Origin of the sequence: Polynucleobacter sp. AM-7D1 (assembly GCF_018688455.1) — a bacterium.
Classification (GTDB): Bacteria; Pseudomonadota; Gammaproteobacteria; order Burkholderiales; family Burkholderiaceae; genus Polynucleobacter.
Genome location: NZ_CP061319.1, coordinates 1,644,627 through 1,668,350 on the forward strand (window position 1 = coordinate 1,644,627; position 23,724 = coordinate 1,668,350).

The window sequence follows — 23,724 nt, forward strand, 5'->3', positions numbered from 1 at the left end:
ATATGAGTCAAATTCATTTAAATGTGGCCGGCATGACCTGTGGCTCTTGTGTCAAACACGTTACCAAGGCGCTTGAATCTTTAGATGGCGTTTCTAATATCCATGTTGACTTGCAAAACGGCAAAGTTCATTTAGATAGGACGAGCCGGAAGAGTGATGATTTGATTTATGCGCTTAATGAGGATGGTTATCCATCTTCATTGTATCTTGACGGAAGCGTTCAAGTGCCACAGAAAAAATCTAGTGGTTGCTGTTGTGGTTAACACTCTCTTTAATTCCCAATTTTTTAGACATCTAAAAAGGTGACTGTTCTTAAAGACTCAAACTTCAATTAAGTAAAGGAGTAACAAATGCGTAAATATCTTATCGGTCTGTTGGCAATAGCAGCGGTATTGTTATCAGGTTGTGGGTATAACCAAATTCAGTCCCAAGATGAGCAGGTAACTTCTAGCTGGTCTGAGGTATTGAATCAATATCAGCGTAGAGCCGACCTGATTCCTAATCTAGTAAGCACGGTCAAAGGCGAAGCTAAGTTTGAGCAAGATACTCTAACTAAGGTTGTAGAGGCTAGATCTAAAGCGACCTCAATTCAAGCTACTCCTGATTTGGTAAACAACCCAGAAGCTTTTCAGAAATTCCAGCAAGCGCAAGGACAGCTCACTTCGGCTTTATCCAGACTATTAGTCGTTTCAGAAAATTACCCGAGCTTACGAGCAAATCAAGGGTTTAGAGATTTGCAAGCGCAACTAGAGGGCACTGAAAATCGCATTACAGTTGCTCGTAATCGTTACATTAAATCTGTACAGGATTACAACGTCACGATTCGCTCATTCCCATCTAACTTAACAGCAATGATGTTTGGCTATAAGGCTAAGGCTAACTTTACTGTTGAGAATGAGAAAGAGCTGGCTTCTCCTCCTAGTGTTTCATTTGATACGCCAGCAGCGAAATAATTGGAGTATCTTCCGTGACCCGTTTTTTCCAGTTCCCCAAACGTCTCTTAGCTTTACTATCGGTTTTGGCGCTGCTTTGCTTGCCTCAGTTTTCTGTGGCGCAGCAGGCGGTACCGGCTTTATCGGGGCGAGTAATTGATCAAACGGGCACTCTTACACCGGCTCAGGTCAGCTCTCTAGATCAAACCTTAAGTAACTTTGAGGCTCAAAAGGGTAGTCAGATTGTCGTCTTGATGCTGCAATCTACCGCTCCTGAGTCAATTGAGCAATATGCAATTCGCGTAGCGGAGCAATGGAAGATTGGGCGCAAAAAAGTCGATGATGGTGCGATTCTGATTATTGCTAAGGCTGATAGAGCACTTCGGATTGAGGTGGGTTACGGCCTTGAAGGTGTATTAACTGATGCAACTAGCAAGCGAATCATCGACCAAATCATTGTGCCCCGTTTCAAACAGCAGGATTTTTATGGCGGCATTACGGATGGCCTAAACGCTGTGATTAGCGTGGTTGATGGTGAGGCGTTACCAGCGCCAAACCCAACTAATACAGAAATGCGTGACCCCGGGGATATTCGTTCGTTTTTACCAATCATTTTTATTGTGGCTTTAGTGCTTGGTGGAATCTTACGATCGATGCTCGGCAGGTTACCTGGATCCCTAGTTACTGGAGGATTTGTAGCTCTTATCGCCTGGTTTATGTTCGGTGCGTTTTCTATGGCCTTAATTGCCGGTGTTGTGGCATTGGTCGTTGCTCTATCCGGAATGGGGTTGGGTAGACATGGCTTTGGTGGCTATAGCAGTGGAGGCCATGGTGGAGGTGGTGGATTTAGTGGTGGCGGTGGCGGCTTTGGTGGCGGTGGCTCCTCGGGGAGATGGTAAGCATGAATATGAATCGATTAATAAAACATCTCTGGTCTCATAGTCGCAAGGTAGAGAAATGCTTTTCCAAGGAAGATCTTGCCGCAATAACAAATGCGATTCGAGATAGTGAGGCTCAACATTCGGGTCAAATCTGTTTTGCCGTGGAAGGTGCCCTGGATACGCTTGCCTTGTTAAAAGACTTAAGCCCTAGAGATCGTGCAATTGAAGTCTTTACCAATCTCAGAGTTTGGGATACCGAGCACAATAATGGGGTGCTCATTTATATTTTATTAGCCGATCATGCTGTAGAGATAATTGCCGATAGAGGCATTCATTCAAATGCGGATGCCAGTGCGTGGGATGTTATTTGTCATGAGATCGAATCCAAATTTGCGCTCAATGAATATCAGGCTGGCATTTTGTCTGGAATTGAAATGGTGAGTCAACTATTGCAAAGTCAATTCCCAGGTAAATCATCTTCAGATAATGAAATCCCAGATACGCCAGTTTTAATGAATTAGGTAAACAAGGATTTGCAATGAGTAAGCACAATGAGAACAATCATCATGAGCATGGACACGATCACTCCCATCACGAACATTCTTCAGATGAAAATTCCTTGAAGGATCCTGTTTGTGGGATGACGGTCACTTCTCAGTCTAAGCATAGTTACTCGCTTAAGAATATTGCGTATTATTTTTGCAGCAATGGTTGTAAAGAAAAATTTATTGGAGCGCCCAGCAAGTATCTAGATGGGGGACTAAAGGACTCAGAGTCGCCTGCTTCGGTGGCCGGCACAATTTATACCTGCCCCATGCATCCGCAAATTCGGCAGAATCAACCAGGTAATTGCCCAATTTGTGGAATGAGTTTAGAGCCTCTGTTGCCTGAATTAGAGGAAGAAGAAAATCCAGAATTAGTTGATTTTCAAAGACGATTTTGGTGGACGCTGCCTTTGACGACAGTGGTGACTGTCCTTGCGATGTTTGGCCATAAACTTAATCTACTAGAGTCTCAAACCCAAACCTGGGTTGAATTATTCCTATCCTTACCAATTGTTATATGGGCAGGATGGCCATTCTTTCATCGAGGCTGGCAATCCATAGCCAATCGCAGTCCAAATATGTGGACTTTGATTGGATTGGGAACAGGTGCTGCATTTTTGTATAGCGTTGTTGCTACGGTAGCTCCACAAGTATTTCCTGCTTCCTTTATGTCTATGGGCAGGATTGGTGTGTATTTTGAGGCAGCCGCCGTCATTATTTCATTGACTCTGCTTGGTCAGGTGTTGGAACTAAAGGCACGTTCACAAACTTCTGCGGCAATTAAATCCTTGCTGGGCTTAGCGCCTAAAACAGCTAGAAGAATTAAGGGCGATGGATCTGAGGAAGATATTCCTTTATCAAATGTTCATATTGAAGACTTATTGAGGGTGCGCCCAGGTGAAAAAGTGCCTGTTGATGGCGTCATTGTTGAAGGCTCTAGTGCGCTTGATGAATCCATGCTTACCGGGGAGCCATTGCCAGTTACTAAGCGTATCGGTGATCGTGTGATTGGAGCAACGATGAATACCAATGGCGCATTGATTATTAAAGCCGAGCGTGTTGGTTCATCAACCATGCTGGCTCAAATTGTGCAAATGGTAGCTCAAGCCCAACGCTCCAGAGCACCAATGCAGCGAATGGCAGATATTGTTGCGGGATATTTTGTCGTAACGGTTGTAGCGATAGCTTTACTGACTTTTTTCATTTGGGGGATCTTTGGCCCCGAACCAAGTTGGGTCTTTGGTTTAATCAATGCGGTTTCGGTATTAATCATTGCTTGCCCTTGTGCACTAGGTCTTGCCACGCCAATGTCGATTATGGTTGCTACTGGTAAAGGGGCGACAAAGGGAATTTTGTTCCGCGACGCTGCGGCCATTGAAAATCTTCGTAAGGTGAACACCCTCATTATTGATAAAACAGGCACCTTAACAGAGGGTAAGCCAATTTTTGATAGAGTTATTCCTGCGCCCAGCTTTGATGGTAATGAGGTCTTAAAGCTTGCAGCAAGTCTTGATCAGGGCAGTGAGCATCCCCTTGCCGATGCAATTGTTCGCGCCGCAAGAGACCGCAATTTGCCATTAGAGAAACCCGAAAACTTTGAATCAAGTTCAGGAATTGGAGTTCAAGGTAGCGTTGGCTTGTTTCATTTGGCGTTGGGTAATACTGCATTGATGGATAAGCTGGGAGTTTCTGTTGATATTTTGAAAGCCCAAGCAGAGGAGCTCCGCTCTGAAGGCGCTAGCGTGATGCATTTAGCTATCAACGGAAAGCTTGCTGGACTTTTAGCTGTCTCTGATCCTATTAAGGCTACTACGCCAGAGGCTTTGCAAACCTTAAGAGAGGCGGGATTGCGAATTGTGATGGCAACTGGAGATGGATTAACAACTGCTCAATCTGTTGGCAAGCGCCTTGGGATTGAAGAGGTCTATGGAGAGGTTAAGCCAGCAGATAAGCTCGAATTGGTAACTCGACTACAAAATGAAGGTCGGCTTGTTGCAATGGCAGGTGATGGCATCAATGATGCTCCAGCTTTAGCAAAAGCCAATGTTGGTATTGCTATGGGCACCGGTACTGACGTTGCTATGAATAGCGCCCAAATTACTTTAGTTAAAGGTGATCTCAGAGGTATTGCGATTGCTAAGTCGCTTTCAGACGATACGGTAGGCAATATGAAGCAAAACCTAGTGTTTGCGTTTCTTTATAACGCACTGGGCATTCCTATTGCTGCTGGTCTCTTATATCCTTTCACTGGATGGTTACTCTCACCATTAATTGCTGCACTTGCCATGAGCTTGAGCTCAGCCTCGGTCATTACAAATGCGTTACGTTTAAGGAGAAATTAATCATGGAAAAGTCATTTCATCCGTTCTCTGAGCTATTCCTTCAATTAGGACTACCTTCTGATGGTAATAGTATTAAGGCGTTCATTGATCGGCATGCGCCTTTAGATGAAGCGATTGAATTAGCTGATGCACCATTCTGGACACCATCTCAAGCAAGGCTTCTTCGTGATGAGTTGCTTTTAGATGCTGATTGGGCCGAGATTGTGGATCAGTTAAATAAAGACTTACGTTAAGCAGGTCGCTCAGTTTTGGGTGAGAGTTAGCGTACTCGGATTATTGAATTGATGGGTTGAGATCACCGTCGAGAAGAGACTAGTTGCAGGAATCAACTTCAAAGTCTCAAATCGGCCAATAAATGCCATTGCCTATAGCAGATTAATTCCAAAGCCCTTCATCATCAAGGCAAATAGGCCAAAGCAGATGACTGTTGCCACTACGCAAGCCCCCATCGTTAGCCAAAATCCTAACTTTGGAAGTAGCAGTGGAAACAATAGAAACATTGGCAATGTTGGAATCACATACCAAAAGGTGTAATAGGCATGATTGGCTATCTTTTCCTCGGGCTGGTTTTCAACATACAACCACACCAGAGTTAAAAGCGTCATCAAGGGCAATGCCGCAATAAAGCCACCCAGTCGATCGCTTCGCTTTGCAACTTCAGAAATGAATACAACCATCCCTGCTGTTAGGAGATACTTAGTAATAATCCAAGCCATAGACGCCTTAAGTGTTTTTGCTTGCCCCATTATAGGAATATCGTTTAAAACGACATTACAAATATATGCGCATAGACGTATGTACGTGAACTACTTTCTTTGATTTAGATTGCTTGACCCCCATTGATCTAGCTGTCGCTGATTATGAGCGGCCACACCTTCAATAGAATCCTGAGGTAATTGTTTGAGGCACTCTGCTAATGCTTCAGGACTGAGTTTTTCGGCAGGCTTATTTTGTTTTATCTCTTGTGGCGATTTGCCATCCCAAGCAAAGGGATTATTAAATGATGGAGGATCAGGTAAACAGTCATCGCTATAAATTGGCGTGTCATCAGTGGCAAATGGCGTAAACGAAATTGTCTTTTCAAAGATGAGGGGTTTACCAGTTGGCGTGGGTGGTGGCGGTGGCATTGAATAAATTGCTTTACGAGCAAGGGCTTCAGCCTTATCAGATGTCTTCCAGAGTGTTTCAACTTTAGTGATGCTTCCATTTGGAGCAATCTCGATTCTGAATCTCACCTGCCCTTGATCGGCACCTTCAACAGCTGTTCCCATCATGCTACGCACTTGCTTGCCCCAGGTGTGTCTGTAGCCTTTACTATTTTTTAATGTGTAGGTTGAGGCAAAAGCCCATTCCTCTGCTGTTGGGGCATTTGGAGCTGCTTGTGTTGCTGGGGCCTTCTTTGTGAGCGTCTGATTCTTCTGGATGTTGACGGGCTCTTGCTTTTCTTGCGGCTCGTTCAGTTTGATAACAACGACATCTTCTTTAACTGTTTTTAGCGGCTTTACTGTTGATGGAGCCCATAAAAGTAGAAAGCAGACATGTAAAGCTAAAGAGACGACAAGCGCCGACTTAAAAGCAGACTGTGGCGTTTGAATAAGGCGATTAAGACGGAACAATCACTACTCGTCTTGTTTAGCTAGCTTCAAATTCATATTGAGCCAATTGGGTATGCCATCTTCTGCTCGTACTGCCTTAAATCCTTTTTCTCTGAGGCGCTTTACAGCTTCATAAGATAGTACGCAGTACGTGCCCCTACAGTAAGCGACAATCGTTTTAGATTTTGGAAAATCCCCCAATCTCTCTTCTAATTCCTCAAGGGTGATATTGAGTGCCCCTTCAAGATGGGAGTGAGCGTACTCTTCACTAGGCCGCACATCTAAAAGCGTGATTTCTCCACGCTTGGCTAATTTAAGTACTTGATTAACTGGCATGCCTTCTAAGCTATCTCGCGAGGTGAGGTACTTATTGACGAGGCTATCGACTTCTTCAATGTGGCGCTGTCCAACACCTTGTAGCTTTAAGAACAAATCAATGACATCTGAGTCCGCTATCTCATAAACAATGGATTTACCTTGTCTGATCGTATTCACAATGCCTACTTGTTTAAGTACTTGTAGATGTTGCGATACATTGGCAATTGGCAGCTTAACCTTTTTAGCTAGGTCTTCAACAGCTGTAGGGCACTGAATAATCAGTTCAATCAGCTCTAAGCGCACTTCTGAGCCAAGGGCTTTCCCGAGTTTGGCGAATTGCTCGAAAAGTTTTTGCTTGAAAGTAGATTTTTGTTTAGGCATAATCATTCAATGATTTTATTGAATATAAGTGAGGATGTAAATGCTTAAAAAGCTCGTGGGGGTCATTATCTCTTTGTTCTCATTAAGCGTTCTTGCTAACAGCCCTGTCCCGCTAGAGATTAACGGGCAAAAAGCCTTGGTATTCATTAATCAAGATCCTCCTGGGACCAGATGTAACACCAATGTTCAAATTGCCGCAGAAATTGCTAATGCGTATCGACTACCAATTTTGGTTCTGCCCCAAACAGCCGTTCCGCCATTAACGCCAGCTCCTTCAGTTTGGTACAACGGACAAAACATAGCGGCAAGTGGTGGCGCTCACAATGGCATGGTGAGCTATCAAATCATTGCGGACATTCTGGAGTTAGAGGGAACCACCAAGCAGAAGAAGCAAGGTAAGTTATTTAACGATAGCGTCAGACCTGAATTCGATAAGTTCAAATCAACTATTAAGACTGGGAAATAAATGAGAAAACTATTCATTGCGCTTGCGCTCACATCATTCATAGCAAGCCCTACATTTGCTGATAACAAAGCTATTGCTGTTGATGAGATGGCGGGTTATCTTGAGTTTGTGGACTATGGCGGTGCTACGATATTTCCTGAGCAGATACCCGCAGAAGAATATAAGAAGATGATGGTGATTGATGCTAGAGATAAGGCTCAGTTTGATAAGAGCCATATTCCTGGAGCAGTCAACATTGAGTGGCGCCAAGTCTTGGCACAAAAGGATAAGATTCCTAAGAACAAGCCTGTCTTAATCTACTGTAATACCGGCAGTCTCTCAGCTCAGGCAGGCTTTGCTTTGCGTGTTGCTGGCTATGAGAATTTGCGCATTCTTCAAGGTGGCTATGAAGAGTGGAAAACTAAAGGTGGCATGGATGCTTACAAGAAGGCTGTTAACAAACAACCTAAGCACTAGCAAATGAACAAAAAAGAACACTGGGAGAAGGTCTACGGCGACAAGGCACCGGATGCGGTGAGTTGGTATGCGCCACACCTTGATACATCCCTCAGTCTTATTCATCAAGCAGCACACAGTAAAGATGCCGTCATTATTGATATTGGTGGTGGCGAATCTACGCTAGTTGACGACCTTTTGTCTGAGGGTTATGAGGACATCAGCGTTTTAGATATTTCTCAAAAAGCAATTGATGTAGCTAGAGATCGTATTGGCAAGCGGGCTGTTCAGGTTCACTGGTACTGCGCTGATATTACGCAAGCAACATTACCTCAAGGCTATTTTGATGTTTGGCACGATAGAGCCGTCTTTCATTTTCTAACTGAAGAAGCACAACGAGCAAGATATGTAGAACAAGTGATGCGTTCAGTGAAGCATGGTGGCTATGTGATTATGTCCACCTTTGGACCCGAGGGCCCTGAGAAATGTAGCGGATTAGATGTTGTTCGCTATGACTCAGAAAATCTTCATGGGCAGTTTGGCAAGACATTCAAGCTAATTGATAGCTCAACAGAGCTACATCAAACTCCAATGGGCACTACGCAACAGTTCTTGTATTGCTTTTGTAGGATGGAATAGGCTGCACTTAGCTTAGATATTTTTTTTACCCAAGTAGGGATCGTTCGATGTAACAAGTTTGTTGTTTAGGCTATCATACACTATATAAAAATATATAGTGTATGATAGCTCTAAGTAGTACAAAAAGATCAATATTAGAGATTAATAACGATTGCGTTGATTTCCATCGTAATAGGTAATTAAATCACCCCTTAAACAACTAAAGGGAGCATGATCAAAAGGTAGGCATCTTTTATTCAAGTACATTAATGGCTCAAAAAAATGAATACCACCATTAAATTAAAAGAACTTTTTAGTTCACTGCTGCTCCGAATGCGTGAATTGGACATTACCCGTCGTCAATTACTGATGGGTCTCACACTCACATTTTTATTAGTCGTATTTGGATTTGTTGTTCTAAATTCTGGTCCCTTAGCCTCTACTAAAGTGACGACCATTAAAGTCAGCGACCAATCGCTTGCACCTACGCTATTCGGGGTAGGAACAGTTGAAGCCAGGCGGGCGTATTTGATGGGGCCGGTAGTTGCTGGACGCGTTTTAAATGTGTATGTGGATGTGGGTAATTTGGTTAAAGAGGGGCAATTACTTGCCGAGATGGATTCTATTGATTTGAGCCAGAAAATGGTTGCTGCTCAGGCACAAGTGACTGATGCAAAGGCACGTTTACTACTAGCTTCAGAAACGCATAAGCGTTATGTTGAATTGGGTAATAAGAATTTTATTAGTCCAATTGTTGTTGAAGGAAAGTCACAAGAGCTCAATTCAGCAAAAGCGATTGTTCAAAAAACGACCGCTGATTTGGCTGGGCTTAAACAACAAGAGCTTAATATTAAATTAAGGGCTCCAGTAGATGGGATCATTACATCTAGGGATGCCGAGCCAGGCTCAACCGTTATTGCTGGTCAGGCAGTTTTAAAGTTAATCGACCCAACGAGCCTATGGATTAAGACGCGTTTTGACCAAGGTAAGTCAATGGGATTAGCCGTTGGCTTAGATGCAAATGTGATATTGCGCTCTAATCCACATCACCCAATCTCGGGCAAGGTAGTTCGCGTTGAGATGCTCAGTGATAGCGTTGCAGAAGAACGCATCGCCCAAATTGAAATGATAGATATGCCTAAGACTGTTTCAATTGGAGAGATGGCAGAAGTAACATTGCAATTAGCCCCCAGTGAATATGGCCTTAGCTTGCCCAACGCAAGCATTAAAAAGAGGGGTGATGAAACTGGGGTATGGGTACTCAAAGATGGCAAGCCCCACTTTGCTCGGGTACAAATTGGACAAAACGGCTTAAATGGTCAAGTGGTTATTCTGAGTGGACTTAAGAGTGGTGATGAAGTTGTTCTCTATAGCGATGCTGAAATTAAAGAAGGGCAGCGCATTAAGGTAGTTGATTCTTTATTGAAGAAATCACCGTGATTAGCCTAGCGGGTCGTGACATTGCGCATTCTTGGGGTAAGTTTGCTCTAACGGGATTGGGTCTTGGACTGCTAATCGGTGTCACTCTAACAATGGCAGGGGTATATCGAGGCATGGTGGATGATGCCATGGCCCTACTAAACAATAGTGGTGCAGATCTTTGGGTGGTACAAAAAGATACCCAAGGCCCTTATGCTGAAGCATCCAGCATTCGAGATGACTATGTAAGAGGTGTGCTGGGAATGCCAGGCGTTGCACGCGCAGCTAACATTACCTATCTCACAATGCAGGTTCGTAAAGGACAAAGTGATACTCGAGTCATGGTGGTTGGGGTAGAAAGTGGGCAGCTTGGTGAGCCGGCCTATTTGATTTCCGGTCGACATATTGTTCAGTCACACTATGAAGCATTGGCGGATGTTAAAACGGGGTTTGAGCTAAACGACCTCATTCAAATTAAGCGCCATCAGTATCGGGTGGTGGGTTTAACTCGCCGTATGGTCTCATCGGGTGGCGATCCCATGGTATTCATTCCCATTAAAGACGCACAAGAGGCGCAATTTTTAAAGGACAACGATGCGATTCTGAATGATCGTGCCAGAAACGTAGCCAATCCCAGTTTGAATCGCCCTATTCCTGGCTTATTAGATGCCATTACAGCATCGCAATCTACCAATCACAGCGTTAATGCCATCCTTGTTCAAATCCAATCCGGCAGTAGTCCAGAGGAAGTAGCCAAACCAATCCGTCGCTGGAAACATCTTGAGGTGTATACAAGGGCGCAGATGGAAGAAATCCTTGTTGCCAAGTTGATCGCAAATTCCGCAAAACAAATTGGTATGTTTCTAGTGATCTTGGCGGTAGTAAGCGCTGCCATTGTGGCTTTCATTATCTACACCATGACCCTAGGAAAGATTAGGGAGATTGCCGTGTTGAAATTGATTGGCACTCAAAATAGTACTATTGGCAGCATGATTCTGCAGCAAGCCCTTGGCTTGGGGTTAATTGGTTTTGTTGTGGGAAAAACTTCTGCTACTTTTTGGGCGCCGCTGTTTCCAAAGTATGTTTTATTAGAGCCTGTAGACGCAATCATCGGATTCATTTTAGTGATGGTCATATGCGCTTTAGCTAGTACCTTGGCGATTAGAGCTGCTTTGCTGGTAGATCCCGCCCAAGCAATTGGAGGCTGATATGAGTACTTACAGCATTCAATTAGAAGGGCTTAGAAAAACTTACGGACATGGTGACGCTGCTGTAGATGCCCTCAAAAATGTCAATATGCAAATTGCTCCAGGTGAAGTGGTGGGGCTTATTGGCCCATCTGGATCCGGAAAAAGTACGCTACTGAAATGTCTAGGGGCAGTCATTGAGCCCACAGCAGGTCGCATGACTTTGGGTGGTGAAGTGATCTACGAGAATGGTTGGAAGATTAAGGACTTAAGGGCTCTGAGAAGAGACAAAATTGGCTTTATTTTCCAGGCCCCTTATTTAATTCCGTTTCTAAACGTTACCGATAACGTCGCACTATTGCCTATGCTTGCAGGCGTGCCTAATGCTCAGGCTAGAGCGCGCGCTAGAGAGTTGCTAGAGGCTCTAGATGTTGCACATAGGGCTAATGCAAGCCCATCTGAATTATCTGGGGGTGAGCAACAACGAGTTTCCATTGCAAGAGCTTTGGCAAATAGACCCCCAGTGATTTTGGCTGACGAACCTACTGCGCCTCTAGATAGCGAGAGGGCTCTAGGGGTAATGGGGATCTTAAATCAAATGGCCAGTCAATATCAGACTGCGATTATTGTGGTTACCCATGATGAAAAAATTATCCCACTATTTAAGCGCATTTATGCAATTCGAGATGGACAAACCATTGAGGAATCTAGGCAGGGTCAATGAGTAACCTGAGAATTGCTTAAGTGGCGGCTAAGGGTCGATATTTGCCTCCAGTAGCTAACTAGCTTGAATGACTGCTTTTGAGATTTCTAGAGTCCTTGCTGATGCCATTAATTCAGCGCAAAGTGGTACTCCCTTTCACATAAGGAGAATGTCATGGAACAGCTTATTGCAACTACGCATAAAGAACCCTGGAACAAAGGCAAACTGACAGGGCAGAAAGCACCACTTAAGTTAAAAGATATTTGGGCCATTCGGGTCCGACTACAGCTAAATGGCAACAAGCGGGATTTAGCTTTATTTAATTTGGCTATCGACAGCAAATTAAGAGCTTGTGACCTAGTTAAGTTAAAAGTTCGAGATATCGCGACTGGAGACCATGTTTCATCTAGAGCCAACATATTGCAACAAAAGACCCATCGACCAGTTCAGTTTGAAATTACTGAATTAACAAGGACTGCAGTTGAGCAATGGATTCAGGCGGATGGTTTGCACCTGGAGGATTATCTATTCCCCAGTCGGATTAAAGAATCCCCACATTTATCGACTAGGCAGTACGCTAGGATTGTGCATAGTTGGGTTAGCTCTATTGGCTTGGAATCAGCAAACTATGGAACGCACACCATGCGCCGCACTAAGGTTTCTTTAATCTATCGCCGGACTAAAAACCTACGAGCAATTCAGTTGCTGCTGGGTCATACCAAGCTGGAAAGTACAGTTCGTTACCTAGGCATTGAAGTGGATGATGCTTTAGAGATGGCAGAACAAACTGAGGTTTGAAATTGGGGAGGCTGCGTTAATGCCATCGCCGCAGTCTACCCCTCCCTCATAACCAGACAGTCAGATGGACTTTGGGCGATAGGCTCAATTCGACCCAAGGGAGACCTTGGAGGACAAGTCCAGTAACTCATCCCCCTAGTGTGTTACTACCTTGACCGATCCATCCACATATAGTTCTGCTGCATCATTTGGTTCATCATGTTCTGCTGCATACCCATGTATTGATCCATCATGTATTGGCGTTGCTTTAACTGCTCAGGTGTTAATTTAGAGTAATAGGGGCCCATACCATTCCAACCCATCATGTGTCCACCCATCATGCCGCCGTTACCACCACAACAACCCATCATTCCCGAACCCCACATGCCTTGCATCATATTCATGTTGCCCTGCATTGTGCTCCAGTGAGCCTGCATCAGCTTTTGCCTTTCTTGCGGATCTTGAGTTGCACGGATCTGATCCATCTGCTGTTGCATCTTTTTAAAGTTCTCTTGAATTTGAGCGGCTTGCTTATCAAACTCCGCTACATCAACATTTTTTTGTTGTGTCTGTGAGGCTTTAGTGCCCGCCCCTGCTGTTTGCGCCAAAACGGGCGCACTTAGTAAAACACCTAAACTTAAAATCGCAACCCATCCTAGCTTTTTCATTTTAGTACTCCTTGAGTTAACTGCTTGATATGAACTAACACCTAGCTTCTTAATAACCGCAATCCATTTGCCACTACTAGCAAGCTCGCACCCATATCCGCAAATACCGCCATCCACATCGTGGCTTGCCCTGTAAAGGTAAGCACAAGGTAAATAGCTTTAATGCCAAGAGCAAGAACAATGTTTTGAGTCAGAATTAGAGCGGTTGATTTGGATAGCCGAATAAAGGTAGTAATCTTGCGTAAATCATCATCCATTAGCGCAACATCAGCAGTCTCTATCGCAGTATCGGTTCCAGCCGCCCCCATCGCAAATCCAATACTTGCTCTTGCTAAAGCGGGGGCATCATTAATGCCATCTCCAACCATGCCTACCTTTACATTGGGATCCTTTTTTAGGCGACTGTCAATTATTTTGAGCTTATCTTCAGGCAATAAATTACCCATAATCTCATCGACACCCACCTGTTTACCTATTGCCTTAGCGGTGTGCTGATTGTCACCAGTGAGCATGATGGTAATCACGCCTAATTGGTGAAGCTCATCAATAGCCTGCTTGCTTGTTTCTCTAACAGTATCGGCCACCGCAATAATGGCTAAAACCTCTGTTTGGTTGGTAAGCAATACGGCCGTTTTGCCTTGCTGCTCTAGTGGTAATAAACGATTCTCAATATCATCAGAGCACAAACCCAATTCTTCAATCAGTCGATGATTGCCAAGGTAATACAAATTACCCTCAATAACGCCTTTGACACCGCGACCCAGAATCGCCTCAAAGCTATCTACATTCTTTAAATCATTCTTTTGCTCTTGATTAGCATGGGCAATTGCTAGAGATACGGGATGATCAGATCGCGCTGCAAGACTGATGGCAATTTCGTGAATATGCTTGTCATTGCTACTTAATGCAAAAAAGTCCGTTTGTGCAGGCTTCCCGTAGGTTAGTGTCCCTGTCTTATCTACTGCTAAGACCTTCATGCTCCGTCCTGCTTCTAAAAAAGCGCCTCCTTTAATTAAGATGCCTTTTCTTGCAGCGGCTGCTAAGCCACTCACAATCGTTACTGGTGTTGAGATCACCAAAGCACAAGGGCAGGCAATCACTAACATGACTAATGCTTTATAGATCCACTCTTGCCATGACTGCGCCATTAACAATGGAGGCAAAACAGCGACTAACACCGCAAGCAAAAAAACAGCTGGCGTATAGATCTTGGCGAATTGATCAACAAAACGCTGGGTGGGCGCACGACTTCCTTGCGCTGCTTCAACTGCATGAATAATTCGAGCTAGCGTTGAATGAGTCGCTTCTGCAGTAACTTTGTATTCGAACGATCCTGCCTGATTGATCGTTCCTGCAAATACCTCATCGCCAACTATCTTATCGACGGGTAGGCTCTCACCCGTGATTGGCGCTTGATTTACTGCCGAGTTACCACTTATTAATATGCCGTCTAAAGCTATTCGCTCTCCAGGACGCACTCGAACTAAAGCACCTAAAGCGATAGCCTTTACATCCGTTAGCACCCAAGAGCCATCGGCTTGCTGAACGGTTGCGGTTTCAGGGGTGAGGTCTAATAAGCCACGAATCGCATTACGAGCACGATCTAATGACTTGGCTTCAATTACTTCAGCTAGAGTAAATAAGAACATCACCATGGCGGCTTCTGGCCAACTTCCAATCGCCATCGCGCCTGTTACTGCAATTGACATTAAGGCATTGATATTGAGATTGCCATTCTTTAATGCAATCCAGCCCTTTTTATAGGTGGTCAGGCCACCTGAAGCAATTGAGGCGATTACTAGAGCAATGACAATCCACTGATTACCAAGTTCCAGCAATTCCATGATTTCAGCCAAGGTTGCAGTGATACCTGCAACAGCCAATGGCCACCAATTTGTTTTAGGTATAGGCTCAATCGAGCTGTCCTTTGTAGAAGTCTCACCACTTTGTAGCACCGCCTGCATTCCAATTGAACCCAAAGCGGACTCGATAGCGTCAAGTGAGTTGAGATTGTGACCAACCGTGAGTATCCTTTGCATTAAGTTAAAGTCCAGCGACTCAATGCCGCTTACACTAACTAGCTTTTTGCGAATAAGCGCCTCTTCAGTTGGGCAGTCCATATTTTCAATGCGATAGATGGCCTTATTCTTGCTCCGTATCTCAGAAGCCTTTGTCACAGGGGTTGATGTAGAACAACTACAGGAGGTATTGCATTCGCTCATAGCGGAAACCTAAATGATGAAGACATAGAACATTTAACACCCTATAGTAACTATAGAGTCAAGGGATTAGAATAAAAATGTAAAAACTTGGAGGTCAAATGAGAATTGGTGAACTAGCAACAGCCACAGGCACTCAAGTGGAAACTATTCGGTTTTATGAGCAAGAGGGTTTGTTAGCAAAACCGGCTCGATCTGAGGGTAACTTCCGAATCTACGGGGATCAGCACCTGCAACGCCTTACATTTATTCGCCACTGCCGCTCGCTGGACATGACCTTAAGTGAAATTCGTCAATTACTTCGCTTAAAAGATTTGCCCGATGAAAACTGTGATGCAGTAAATGAATTGCTTGATGCCCATATTGAAGGTGTAAGCAATCGAATTAATGAGCTACGCCAACTTGAGCGACAATTAAAGCTGCTCAGAAAACAATGTCATGCGAATCAGGACTCAGCACACTGCGGGATCTTAAATAAATTATCGCTACCCGTGAAGTAAAAAAGAGGTGACACTACCGCCTCTTATTGGCCGCTTCAAGACACCTGAGTTAATTGGATCAATTGGGCACTATTCGACCCAAAGCCGACCTTGGCGGAACATGGCTCCACTAATCAACGATAGCAATCTGATCACTTCACTACGGCCCAGTCTATAGGCTAAATTGAGGGAATTTAACTTATAAATTAAATCTTGCTGTAGTCACTTTCGTCCCTATCTTGATAACTGCTATGGCCTTAGCCCCTTTGGGAATAGCGAAGCTTCCTTTCAGTTCGAATTTGCCTCCATTAGGCAGTAGCTCATAATCTTTTTTATCTGATCCAATTAAGACTGTCAGCTTTGCGGTCCCACCATCTATAGGTATCGGTTTACCGTGGTCCGTCAAATACAGCGATAGGCTATCAGGCTTTGTAACCAATTCAACATCAATGTCCTTAGCCTCTACTATGATACCGCCATGCATTGGTTTTAATTCATGGCCAGCTCCAGCTTGAACTAAGCCAGTAAAACTGATGAGCAAGGTTGCAATCACCATCATTGATTTCATATAAACCCCTTTAAATTAAAATACTTCGTTAGTTTTCATATTGCTCAAGGCTATTTCAGATGCTTTTTTCCCGTAAAGCCAAAACATGGCTGGCGTTAAAAAAGTATCCAATAAGGTAGAACTGAGGAGCCCGGAGAAAATAACAACTGCTACTGGATGCAATATCTCTGTACCAGGACGCTCTGCTTCAAATAACAATGGTGCCAAGGCAAAAGCTGTGACCAAAGCTGTCATTAGTACAGGACTTAAGCGCTCAATTGATCCGCGAATAATCATTGATAGACTGAACGATTCACCTTCTGACTGCATCAAATTGAGGTAATGGCTAATTTTTAAGATTCCGTTACGCACAGATATTCCTGCTAGCGTGATAAATCCTATTAATGCAGCAATCGAGAGTGGCTGGCCTGAAATCCACAAACCAATCACTGCTCCGACCATAGCTAAGGGAATGTTAGACATAATCATTAAAGATAGGCGCATGGACTTATAGCGATTATTTAAAACCGCAAACATCAAAAGAAATGATCCAATTGATAGCAAACCAATTACTTTAGATGCCTCTTCTTGCGCTTTAAATTGACCATCTAAAGTAATAAAGTAACCCTCTGGAAGAGTCTGATTAGAAATAACAGCTCTAATGTCAGCTACGATATCCGACAGGGCACGCTTGGAGGCGTTAGCCGATAAGACAATTCTTCGCTTACCGCCGTCTCTGCTAATTTGATTTGGGCCATCCCCATCCTCAATGCTGGCAATTTTGGAGAGTGGAATTTTTCCATTTGGCGTATCAATCAAGATATCAGCAAGCCCTTCTAAATTTCTTGCTGAGTCTGGTAACTTGATCACTAAGGCAAACCGTCGATTACCCTCAATAATTTGCGAGAGCCTCTCCCCTTCAACCATGCCCTGCAAGGTGGCCATAATCTGAGATGTTGAAACTCCGTATTGCGCTGCTTTATCGTAATCAATTCGGACCTTAATTTGTGGTGCTAAAACCTGCTTTTCAATTTCCAAATCAACTAAGCCTTCAATGCCTGCTAATTTGGATCTCAAAAGATCGGCTTGGCTACGCAGCACGTCTAAATCATCGCCAAAAATCTTAATCGCAATTTGCGATCGCACTCCTGAAAGCATGTGATCTATTCGATGTGAGATTGGCTGACCGATTGCAATTGCAGCGGGTAAGTTAACCAATCTTGACCTAATATCTGCCTGTATCTCGGCCATGGAGCGGTCTAAATCTCCCGCAGGCTTTAAACCAACATCTAACTCACTTACATGTACACCTTCCGCATGCTCGTCCAATTCTGCGCGACCACTCCTGCGTCCAACATAAGTCACCTCAGGAACCTGCCTGACTAATCTTTCTGCTTGGCTAGCTACGCCTGCCGATTCAGAGAGAGAGACACCAGGATTTAAACGCAGTCCGATCAGTAAAGTCCCTTCGTTAAAGGGCGGTAAAAATGAGCTCGCCATAAAGGGAACACTGGCAGCAGCGACTATGACGGATGCAAAAGCATACATCAGAGGCTTTTTAGGCGCCGCTAACAACCTTGACAACTGAACCTCATAATGGCTTTTAAGCCAAGTGACAATCTTTGTATCGTGATCCCTCAGGGACTGCATTGAGGGCAGCAGATAAAAGCAGAGTACTGGCGTGATAGTGACTGAAACTAAAAGTGATGCAAGAGTAGAGACTATAAATGCAATACCCAAAGGAACAAATAGTCGCCCCTCTACACCTGGTAATGCAAATAATGGGATGAATACCAAAACGATGATGGCTGTAGCGTAGATAATTCCGGTTCTTACCTCAAGCGATGCGGCTCTCACAATCGCTAGTGGACTTAATTGGTCTAAAGATGCTTTATCTAGATTTACTCTAAGGCGACGAATTACGTTTTCCACATCAACTACTGCATCATCAACCAGGCCGCCGATTGCAATGGCTAGGCCTCCTAAGGTCATCGTATTAATTGATAAACCAAAGTACTTAAAAACCAGGGCAGTTAAGAGAATTGAAACTGGAATTGCTGTTAATGAGATGAGGACCGGGCGAATTGTTCCTAAAAAGAAGTACAGCACTACAGCAACAAAGATTGATGCGCCAATGAGCTTACCCTCTAAAGTGCTAATGGATGCATCAATAAAGCTCGCCTGCCTAAATGTTACTTTTGGAGCTTCCATGCCAGTTGGCAAGCCCTGCTTTAATTCTGCAATAGCTGATTCAATCTTTTTTGTAAGCGCTACCGTATCTGCTGAAGGTTGTTTTTGTACACCTAGAATGACTGCTGGCCCACCTTCATAACCGGCATCGCCTCGCTTAACTGCTGGTGCAAAAGTAATATCTGCAACTTGTCTTAAAAGTATTGTTTGTCCATTGCGGTTTGATACCGCAATGTTCTTTAAGTCTTCAAGGCTAGAAGTTCGCCCTATATGACGAATAAGATACTCACGATTATTGGACTCAAGAAATCCACCAGACGTATTTGCAGAGTAGCCCCGCAATGCATCTTCAATCTGTAATATGCTAAGGCCTAGCTCCGCCATACGACGAGTATTCGGTTGTACTTGAAACTGCCTGACTTGCCCGCCAATAGGAATGACTTGCGCTACCCCGGGGATAGCCATCAATCTGGGTCGCAAAACCCAATCAGCATACTCGCGAACCTGCATGGATGAAATCTTAGATTCATCAATCGGAATGGCAATTTGCATGATCTCACCCATGATCGAACTAATGGGCCCCATACGCGAAACAATGCCATCCGGAATTGCTCCGTCCATAGATGAGAGTCTTTCTGAAACCATTTGTCTGGCGCGATAGATGTCTACAGACCAGTCAAAAGTAACGTATATGAAAGAAAGGCCAGCACTAGATACTGAGCGAATGGCTTCTACTCCTGGTAAACCATTCATAGCCGTTTCGAGTGGGAATGTAATGAGTTGTTCAACTTCTTCTGAAGCCATTCCGCCAGCCTCAGTCATGATGGTGACAGTAGGCTTATTCAGATCGGGAAAGACATCCACAGGCATCTTGCTTAAGGTGTACGCACCATAGACCATAGATATAGCACTAAGCAAAATCACCATCATGCGATTTTTTAAGCTGAAATCTAATAACCAAGTAAACATGTCTTAGTCCTTAACGAATTTGATTGATGAGTGATGCCCCATCAGTAATGACTCGTTCACCATCTTTAATACCGCTAGTGATAACAATGTTCTGACCATCTAAAGGCTCATATACAACTGTTCTGGGCTCAAATATTTCTGGGGACTTTTTAATCCAGACAATTGTCTGGTTCGAGCCACTTTTCACTAATGATTTTGAAGGCGCCTTTACTCCAGTGACCTTGCTATCGGTATTTACGAATACTCGAATGGGCTGACCTATGGGTAAAAATTGGAGATCGTCCGATTTAGCAGAAAAAGTAAGAGGTAAAGCTTGCTCTCTAAGGGTCTGTCCACCACCGAGATACTTGAGCTCAATCACTTTGCCATTGACATCCACCTTGCCATCAGCAATGTTCTTACTCAGATTTGAGTCGTAGGCAAGCGCTTCTATTAATAGCTTAGATGGATTAACGACCTCAAAGATTAGATCTCTTGCTTGCACTACTTGGCCAGATACAACACCCGTAGTAGAAATAATTCCGCTGACTGGGGCTCTTAATTCTTCATTAGCAACCGCGGCTTCCGCCTCTTCAATAGTCTTACGTGGAACCGTATCGCTCAGATCTCGCAAACGCTTTAGTCGACTTTCCGCAAGTGATCTTGATTTTCCTGGGCCAGCCTCTGGCGTTACATACGCCAAGACATCGCCTTTACTAACCTTCTGTCCGGGCAATGGAAAACCAGCTGGTCCCGGCGTAATACGGCCAGCAACAATCGCCTGCACCTTACCGCCAAAGTTAGGATCCATGATGACTTTTCCAGCTAAATCATAGGTTTTGGCATATTCGCCGAACTGGCCAGGAGTTGTCATCACGTGTAACTGGCGTTGCGCAGGCTTGGGAATAAAAAGGCTGCCGTCCGACTGTCTTTTCGGGGCATCGCCCTGAACTTGGGATGCTTCCGACTCGCCATGACCCGGCCCAGCATGAACCTTAAAAGCAAATAGCGCCACAGATAAACCAATAAGGATAAAGGGGCGAAATACAAAATCTCTCTGTTTGCGATTCATACCCGCTCCTTGATTTGTTTAATTAACTTTTTTGTATGCGTCATCAACATCTCTTTCTTGCGATAAGAAAAATAGGCAATTGCCATCAAGAGGCTGAAATAAAGCAAGATCTTTATTGCTGATTTCCAAGTGATCAATGAGGAGCGCTCAAAGGAACTTAGATCGATAGTGGCTGCTAGTATGTCGGTAACATCATCATCATTAATCGTGATGGTGATCGCAGTAGGCTGATCTTTAATTTTATTTTTTAGGCGAAAGAGATACTCTCCATCGCCATGAGGCTCTGAACTAATTTTAGAGCCCTCAAGCTCAATTTCAACCTTGGCTCCTTTGACCAATTCATTGGAGGAGTAGCGATCTAGGTAGAGTGTGATTTCCTTACCATTGATCACTCCTACCGCCTCATAGAGATCAGATTCAGCATAAAAGCGAGGTAATGTTTGAGTTTGTGCAGTGGTGGGTTTTTCCTCCCCATGACCAGGGCCTGCATAAGCTGCCGATGCAATTGTCAGAGATAGCGCAATTAACAGTTTTGACGCCAACTGACTGTATTTGTTCAATAAATTCATAGTTAAAGTGACCTTACTCTGGTAACAAGCCAAGGGCCTGTCGTAAATTTGAAACTGAGACTGCGTAATTGATTTTTGCAATCGCAGCCTGTCTATTTGCATCCACTGCTTCTAGCTCAATACGTAGTCTTGTGGGCAAATCGGTTTCACCAAAGCGAAATGATTTGTCAAAAAATTGACGTGTTTCATTGGCTAAGTTAGACCTCTTATCTGCAGCGCCAAGCTTCATTTGTGCCGACTTCACTAAAGCCACATTTGATTCCACATTACTTAATGCAGACTCTCGCTCATAGGACAATCGAACCTCTGAATCGACCATCTCAGCTGTAGCACTGGCCAATCTATTAGTATTGCGAGCATCAGAGCCAAAAGGAATTCTTAACCCAACAGCAACTGATTGCTGATAGGGAACGCCATAGACTTCACGGCCCTTAGTAGTCCATATTTGCAATTGTGGGGAAGCCCGAGTTTGAGATTTTGCTAAGTCAAGCGCTTTTTTAGCAACCTCTAACTGATCTACAAGGGCTGCAACGATTGGCAAACTGGAATCTAGTCCTGACAGGTTTTCAGGAACCTTGGGTAACGGTTCAATATTTTTAGCAATGTCACCGAATTGGATTTTCTTGAAATACTCACTTCCCAATAAAGAACGCACCCTTTGCTCAGCATTAATGACGTTGGCCTGCGCTTCGACCAAAAAAGCTTCTGATGATGCGAGAGCCCCATTAGCCTGATGAAGATCTGCGCGAGATAAGTCTCCAGCCTTAAATCTCCTCTCAACATCAAGAGCTAAGCTCTTTGTATTCTCATTTCTGCGGAGCGCTAAATCAGATTCAATTTTTGATTTCTGATAATTCCAATAGGCATCCCTTACTTCAGCTGCAATTCTCAATTGGGATAGATAGTATTGAGACAAAAGCTTTTTATATTCAGCATCCGCTAAATTAATTGAGCTTGACCGCTCATTCCACAACCACAGAGGGATATCTAAACCCAGTATGGTTTCACTAGCGCCTTGATTGGTGTTAGTTCTATCGGTCTTTTGCGACACTTCCACCGAAGCTGGGCTTACTAAAAGGCTGCTAGCAATTTTTTGCCTAGCAAGCGCGGCCTCTACTCGATACTGATAGGACTTATAGTCAGGTTGGCGCTCCCATGAAGATTCATAGAAGGACTTTAAGGCCGACTCAGCTTTGCGCTCGCTATTAGCAAACGCTATTGGCGACCCCAATATAAAAACCAATCCAGTAAATTGAATGACGCAGCGACGAACTACGCCCGAATACTCTCGCAACATAAAAACTCCATTTGTTTGTTCAAAACAGAGTTAGCGAGAGGAGAAGAATTAGGTTAAGGCTCTCGCTAACTTAGGCGAGAGCGAGCCAATTGGGTTTTTCGGGGCGGTGAGGAGAAATATCGACTAAAAACTCTAATCGAGCATCTTCATAATGAAAGACGGTAGAAGTAACTGAAATGCTAAAAGTGGAATGCAATGCTGGAGAATGTGCCAAATGACAGACTCCACAATCAGAATCGTAGCTTGCAGAATCGCTAGCTGAGGCAATACTGACTGGCTTCTCATGCTCGTGATGTGAAACATGAGCAGCTGCCGCCTGCTCTTCTTGGCAGTAAGCAGTAACCGTAGCATAGGATGTTTGTATCGATAAAACTAGCAGGGCCAGAATTATCAGGATTTTTCTCATTAGCCAATTACAGCATATTTCTCCGCACTTTGCATTTTGAGCTTTCTCACAAACGCATAATGGATTAGCTTCGCATAAAGATGTTTACCGACAGCTCATACCCGTAAAAACACCTAAGCAGGACGATTCTAGTATTTCTTGGTGTCCTTAGGCAGAATCGACCAAAAGCCCAGGATGCTCGACTCTGTATCTAGACTGTGGTTTTAAACAACATTCCGCTAGCTCCTACTAAATGGTTGAAAAGCGATAATTACCATACCAATTAAGGCGACTATTGCCCCAACTACGTCCCATCTAGTTAGTTCAACCCCTTCAACCACTCTGAGCCATATCAGCGCAACGACGATATACATACCTCCATACGCCGCATAAGTTCTGCCTGCGGCGGCAGGATGAAGGGTTAGCAACCACGCAAATAATAGAAGAAATACTACCGCAGGCAAAAATAACCAAGCAGACTTATCTTGTCTTAATACAAGCCACGGAAGATAACAACCGATAATCTCCGCTATAGCTGTAATAGCAAATAGCCCTGTGAGTTTTATAAATTCCATAATTCCTAAATTTTAATAATTATCCAATCAATTTCTTTATTAAGCCTTACAAACGAAAAAACTACTCGAAGGTGGTTTTGGTATTTCATGGTGGTCCGGGGCGGAATCGAACCACCGACACAAGGATTTTCAATACTCTCCTCCATTGACCCCTTATGGCCGGAATCCGTCAGTCA

The 23,724-nt window shown here is 44.0% G+C and carries 26 protein-coding genes; 14 read left to right on the forward strand and 12 right to left on the reverse strand.

The features are described from left to right. Positions 1-2: 2 nt before the first annotated feature. From GQ359_RS08580 to GQ359_RS08605, 6 genes are all read left to right on the forward strand, one after another. Entirely contained in the window at positions 3-263 is a 261-nt protein-coding gene (locus GQ359_RS08580) for a heavy-metal-associated domain-containing protein (protein ID WP_215386695.1), read from the forward strand. An 87-nt stretch (positions 264-350) separates the two neighbouring features. Then, on the forward strand, positions 351-953 hold the full coding sequence (locus GQ359_RS08585) for a LemA family protein (protein WP_215386697.1): 603 nt from the start codon (positions 351-353) through the stop codon (positions 951-953). A gap of 14 nt (positions 954-967) precedes the next feature. After that, positions 968-1,831 carry a YgcG family protein gene (locus GQ359_RS08590; RefSeq protein WP_370624743.1) on the forward strand — a complete coding sequence of 288 codons (864 nt, stop codon included), beginning with the start codon at positions 968-970 and terminating at the stop codon, positions 1,829-1,831. Between the two features lie 2 nt (positions 1,832-1,833). Continuing rightward, entirely contained in the window at positions 1,834-2,334 is a 501-nt protein-coding gene (locus tag GQ359_RS08595) for a TPM domain-containing protein (RefSeq protein WP_015421812.1), read from the forward strand. 17 nt (positions 2,335-2,351) lie between these two features. Further along, complete coding sequence (locus GQ359_RS08600; RefSeq protein ID WP_215386701.1) at positions 2,352-4,700, forward strand: heavy metal translocating P-type ATPase; 2,349 nt, start codon at positions 2,352-2,354, stop codon at positions 4,698-4,700. 2 nt (positions 4,701-4,702) lie between these two features. After that, the gene (locus GQ359_RS08605) at positions 4,703-4,933 is read left to right on the forward strand and encodes a DUF2789 family protein (RefSeq protein WP_062310083.1); all 231 of its coding nucleotides are present in this window, start codon (positions 4,703-4,705) and stop codon (positions 4,931-4,933) included. 132 nt (positions 4,934-5,065) lie between these two features. On the opposite strand, the gene GQ359_RS08610 is transcribed toward GQ359_RS08605, so the two are convergent. The 3 genes from GQ359_RS08610 to GQ359_RS08620 form a co-directional block, all read right to left on the reverse strand. Beyond that, a complete protein-coding gene (locus GQ359_RS08610) occupies positions 5,066-5,416 on the reverse strand; it encodes a DUF3147 family protein (protein ID WP_215387954.1) in 351 nt (116 codons plus the stop codon). Between the two features lie 90 nt (positions 5,417-5,506). Further along, positions 5,507-6,316, reverse strand: coding sequence for an energy transducer TonB (locus GQ359_RS08615; protein WP_215386703.1), 810 nt, complete (start codon positions 6,314-6,316; stop codon positions 5,507-5,509). Positions 6,317-6,319: 3 nt separating this feature from the next. Then, positions 6,320-7,000 (reverse strand): metalloregulator ArsR/SmtB family transcription factor, encoded by a 681-nt coding sequence (locus GQ359_RS08620; protein WP_215386705.1) that lies wholly within the window; start codon positions 6,998-7,000, stop codon positions 6,320-6,322. 34 nt (positions 7,001-7,034) lie between these two features. Between GQ359_RS08620 and GQ359_RS08625 the strand changes: the two genes are divergently transcribed. The 7 genes from GQ359_RS08625 (at position 7,035) to GQ359_RS08655 (ending at position 12,620) form a co-directional block, all read left to right on the forward strand. After that, positions 7,035-7,460: a hypothetical protein gene (locus GQ359_RS08625; RefSeq protein ID WP_062309686.1), complete on the forward strand. Its 426-nt coding sequence runs from the start codon at positions 7,035-7,037 to the stop codon at positions 7,458-7,460. Then, positions 7,461-7,916 (forward strand): rhodanese-like domain-containing protein, encoded by a 456-nt coding sequence (locus GQ359_RS08630; protein WP_062309688.1) that lies wholly within the window; start codon positions 7,461-7,463, stop codon positions 7,914-7,916. It begins immediately after the preceding gene. A 3-nt stretch (positions 7,917-7,919) separates the two neighbouring features. Further along, the gene (locus GQ359_RS08635; protein ID WP_215386708.1) at positions 7,920-8,534 is read left to right on the forward strand and encodes a class I SAM-dependent methyltransferase; all 615 of its coding nucleotides are present in this window, start codon (positions 7,920-7,922) and stop codon (positions 8,532-8,534) included. Between the two features lie 261 nt (positions 8,535-8,795). Further along, the gene (locus tag GQ359_RS08640) at positions 8,796-9,953 is read left to right on the forward strand and encodes an efflux RND transporter periplasmic adaptor subunit (protein WP_251367864.1); all 1,158 of its coding nucleotides are present in this window, start codon (positions 8,796-8,798) and stop codon (positions 9,951-9,953) included. Then, entirely contained in the window at positions 9,950-11,140 is a 1,191-nt protein-coding gene (locus GQ359_RS08645) for an ABC transporter permease (RefSeq protein ID WP_215386710.1), read from the forward strand. Before GQ359_RS08640 ends, GQ359_RS08645 begins: the two co-directional genes overlap by 4 nt. 1 nt (position 11,141) lies before the next feature. Next, on the forward strand, positions 11,142-11,843 hold the full coding sequence (locus GQ359_RS08650) for an ABC transporter ATP-binding protein (protein ID WP_062310079.1): 702 nt from the start codon (positions 11,142-11,144) through the stop codon (positions 11,841-11,843). Positions 11,844-11,996: 153 nt separating this feature from the next. After that, positions 11,997-12,620: a tyrosine-type recombinase/integrase gene (locus GQ359_RS08655; RefSeq protein ID WP_062310081.1), complete on the forward strand. Its 624-nt coding sequence runs from the start codon at positions 11,997-11,999 to the stop codon at positions 12,618-12,620. A gap of 146 nt (positions 12,621-12,766) precedes the next feature. Here the strand turns inward: GQ359_RS08655 and GQ359_RS08660 are convergent, their stop codons facing one another. Both GQ359_RS08660 and GQ359_RS08665 read right to left on the reverse strand, forming a co-directional pair. Continuing rightward, complete coding sequence (locus GQ359_RS08660) at positions 12,767-13,267, reverse strand: hypothetical protein (protein ID WP_068949419.1); 501 nt, start codon at positions 13,265-13,267, stop codon at positions 12,767-12,769. 41 nt (positions 13,268-13,308) lie between these two features. Continuing rightward, on the reverse strand, positions 13,309-15,489 hold the full coding sequence (locus tag GQ359_RS08665) for a heavy metal translocating P-type ATPase (protein WP_215386712.1): 2,181 nt from the start codon (positions 15,487-15,489) through the stop codon (positions 13,309-13,311). A 98-nt stretch (positions 15,490-15,587) separates the two neighbouring features. Between GQ359_RS08665 and cadR the strand changes: the two genes are divergently transcribed. After that, positions 15,588-15,986, forward strand: a complete 399-nt coding sequence (cadR, locus tag GQ359_RS08670) for a Cd(II)/Pb(II)-responsive transcriptional regulator (RefSeq protein ID WP_068949421.1) — start codon at positions 15,588-15,590, stop codon at positions 15,984-15,986. A 178-nt stretch (positions 15,987-16,164) separates the two neighbouring features. Here cadR and GQ359_RS08675 read toward each other — a convergent pair whose 3' ends face one another. From GQ359_RS08675 to GQ359_RS08705, 7 genes are all read right to left on the reverse strand, one after another. Beyond that, the gene (locus GQ359_RS08675) at positions 16,165-16,533 is read right to left on the reverse strand and encodes a hypothetical protein (protein ID WP_215386714.1); all 369 of its coding nucleotides are present in this window, start codon (positions 16,531-16,533) and stop codon (positions 16,165-16,167) included. Positions 16,534-16,548: 15 nt separating this feature from the next. Further along, positions 16,549-19,671, reverse strand: a complete 3,123-nt coding sequence (locus tag GQ359_RS08680; protein WP_215386716.1) for an efflux RND transporter permease subunit — start codon at positions 19,669-19,671, stop codon at positions 16,549-16,551. 10 nt (positions 19,672-19,681) lie between these two features. Next, positions 19,682-20,722, reverse strand: a complete 1,041-nt coding sequence (locus GQ359_RS08685) for an efflux RND transporter periplasmic adaptor subunit (RefSeq protein ID WP_215386718.1) — start codon at positions 20,720-20,722, stop codon at positions 19,682-19,684. Further along, the gene (locus tag GQ359_RS08690; RefSeq protein WP_215386720.1) at positions 20,719-21,291 is read right to left on the reverse strand and encodes a hypothetical protein; all 573 of its coding nucleotides are present in this window, start codon (positions 21,289-21,291) and stop codon (positions 20,719-20,721) included. The genes GQ359_RS08685 and GQ359_RS08690 overlap by 4 nt, the downstream gene beginning before the upstream one ends. 13 nt (positions 21,292-21,304) lie before the next feature. Beyond that, entirely contained in the window at positions 21,305-22,588 is a 1,284-nt protein-coding gene (locus tag GQ359_RS08695; RefSeq protein ID WP_215386721.1) for a TolC family protein, read from the reverse strand. A gap of 70 nt (positions 22,589-22,658) precedes the next feature. Next, positions 22,659-22,994, reverse strand: coding sequence for a cobalt-zinc-cadmium resistance protein (locus GQ359_RS08700; protein ID WP_215386723.1), 336 nt, complete (start codon positions 22,992-22,994; stop codon positions 22,659-22,661). 218 nt (positions 22,995-23,212) lie between these two features. Next, positions 23,213-23,548 carry a YnfA family protein gene (locus tag GQ359_RS08705; RefSeq protein WP_215386725.1) on the reverse strand — a complete coding sequence of 112 codons (336 nt, stop codon included), beginning with the start codon at positions 23,546-23,548 and terminating at the stop codon, positions 23,213-23,215. Positions 23,549-23,724: the final 176 nt, after the last annotated feature.

What these genes read in the sequence shown, in the direction of transcription:
- GQ359_RS08580 (WP_215386695.1), top strand. Translation starts at nt 3, where the DNA reads ATGAGTCAAATTCATTTAAATGTGGCCGGCATGACCTGTGGCTCTTGT.
- GQ359_RS08585 (WP_215386697.1), top strand. Translation starts at nt 351, where the DNA reads ATGCGTAAATATCTTATCGGTCTGTTGGCAATAGCAGCGGTATTGTTA.
- GQ359_RS08595 (WP_015421812.1), top strand. Translation starts at nt 1,834, where the DNA reads ATGAATATGAATCGATTAATAAAACATCTCTGGTCTCATAGTCGCAAG.
- GQ359_RS08600 (WP_215386701.1), top strand. Translation starts at nt 2,352, where the DNA reads ATGAGTAAGCACAATGAGAACAATCATCATGAGCATGGACACGATCAC.
- GQ359_RS08605 (WP_062310083.1), top strand. Translation starts at nt 4,703, where the DNA reads ATGGAAAAGTCATTTCATCCGTTCTCTGAGCTATTCCTTCAATTAGGA.
- GQ359_RS08610 (WP_215387954.1), bottom strand. Translation starts at nt 5,416, where the DNA reads ATGGCTTGGATTATTACTAAGTATCTCCTAACAGCAGGGATGGTTGTA.
- GQ359_RS08620 (WP_215386705.1), bottom strand. Translation starts at nt 7,000, where the DNA reads ATGATTATGCCTAAACAAAAATCTACTTTCAAGCAAAAACTTTTCGAG.
- GQ359_RS08625 (WP_062309686.1), top strand. Translation starts at nt 7,035, where the DNA reads ATGCTTAAAAAGCTCGTGGGGGTCATTATCTCTTTGTTCTCATTAAGC.
- GQ359_RS08630 (WP_062309688.1), top strand. Translation starts at nt 7,461, where the DNA reads ATGAGAAAACTATTCATTGCGCTTGCGCTCACATCATTCATAGCAAGC.
- GQ359_RS08635 (WP_215386708.1), top strand. Translation starts at nt 7,920, where the DNA reads ATGAACAAAAAAGAACACTGGGAGAAGGTCTACGGCGACAAGGCACCG.
- GQ359_RS08640 (WP_251367864.1), top strand. Translation starts at nt 8,796, where the DNA reads ATGAATACCACCATTAAATTAAAAGAACTTTTTAGTTCACTGCTGCTC.
- GQ359_RS08650 (WP_062310079.1), top strand. Translation starts at nt 11,142, where the DNA reads ATGAGTACTTACAGCATTCAATTAGAAGGGCTTAGAAAAACTTACGGA.
- GQ359_RS08655 (WP_062310081.1), top strand. Translation starts at nt 11,997, where the DNA reads ATGGAACAGCTTATTGCAACTACGCATAAAGAACCCTGGAACAAAGGC.
- GQ359_RS08660 (WP_068949419.1), bottom strand. Translation starts at nt 13,267, where the DNA reads ATGAAAAAGCTAGGATGGGTTGCGATTTTAAGTTTAGGTGTTTTACTA.
- GQ359_RS08665 (WP_215386712.1), bottom strand. Translation starts at nt 15,489, where the DNA reads ATGAGCGAATGCAATACCTCCTGTAGTTGTTCTACATCAACCCCTGTG.
- cadR (WP_068949421.1), top strand. Translation starts at nt 15,588, where the DNA reads ATGAGAATTGGTGAACTAGCAACAGCCACAGGCACTCAAGTGGAAACT.
- GQ359_RS08675 (WP_215386714.1), bottom strand. Translation starts at nt 16,533, where the DNA reads ATGAAATCAATGATGGTGATTGCAACCTTGCTCATCAGTTTTACTGGC.
- GQ359_RS08680 (WP_215386716.1), bottom strand. Translation starts at nt 19,671, where the DNA reads ATGTTTACTTGGTTATTAGATTTCAGCTTAAAAAATCGCATGATGGTG.
- GQ359_RS08685 (WP_215386718.1), bottom strand. Translation starts at nt 20,722, where the DNA reads ATGAATCGCAAACAGAGAGATTTTGTATTTCGCCCCTTTATCCTTATT.
- GQ359_RS08690 (WP_215386720.1), bottom strand. Translation starts at nt 21,291, where the DNA reads ATGAATTTATTGAACAAATACAGTCAGTTGGCGTCAAAACTGTTAATT.
- GQ359_RS08695 (WP_215386721.1), bottom strand. Translation starts at nt 22,588, where the DNA reads ATGTTGCGAGAGTATTCGGGCGTAGTTCGTCGCTGCGTCATTCAATTT.
- GQ359_RS08700 (WP_215386723.1), bottom strand. Translation starts at nt 22,994, where the DNA reads ATGAGAAAAATCCTGATAATTCTGGCCCTGCTAGTTTTATCGATACAA.
- GQ359_RS08705 (WP_215386725.1), bottom strand. Translation starts at nt 23,548, where the DNA reads ATGGAATTTATAAAACTCACAGGGCTATTTGCTATTACAGCTATAGCG.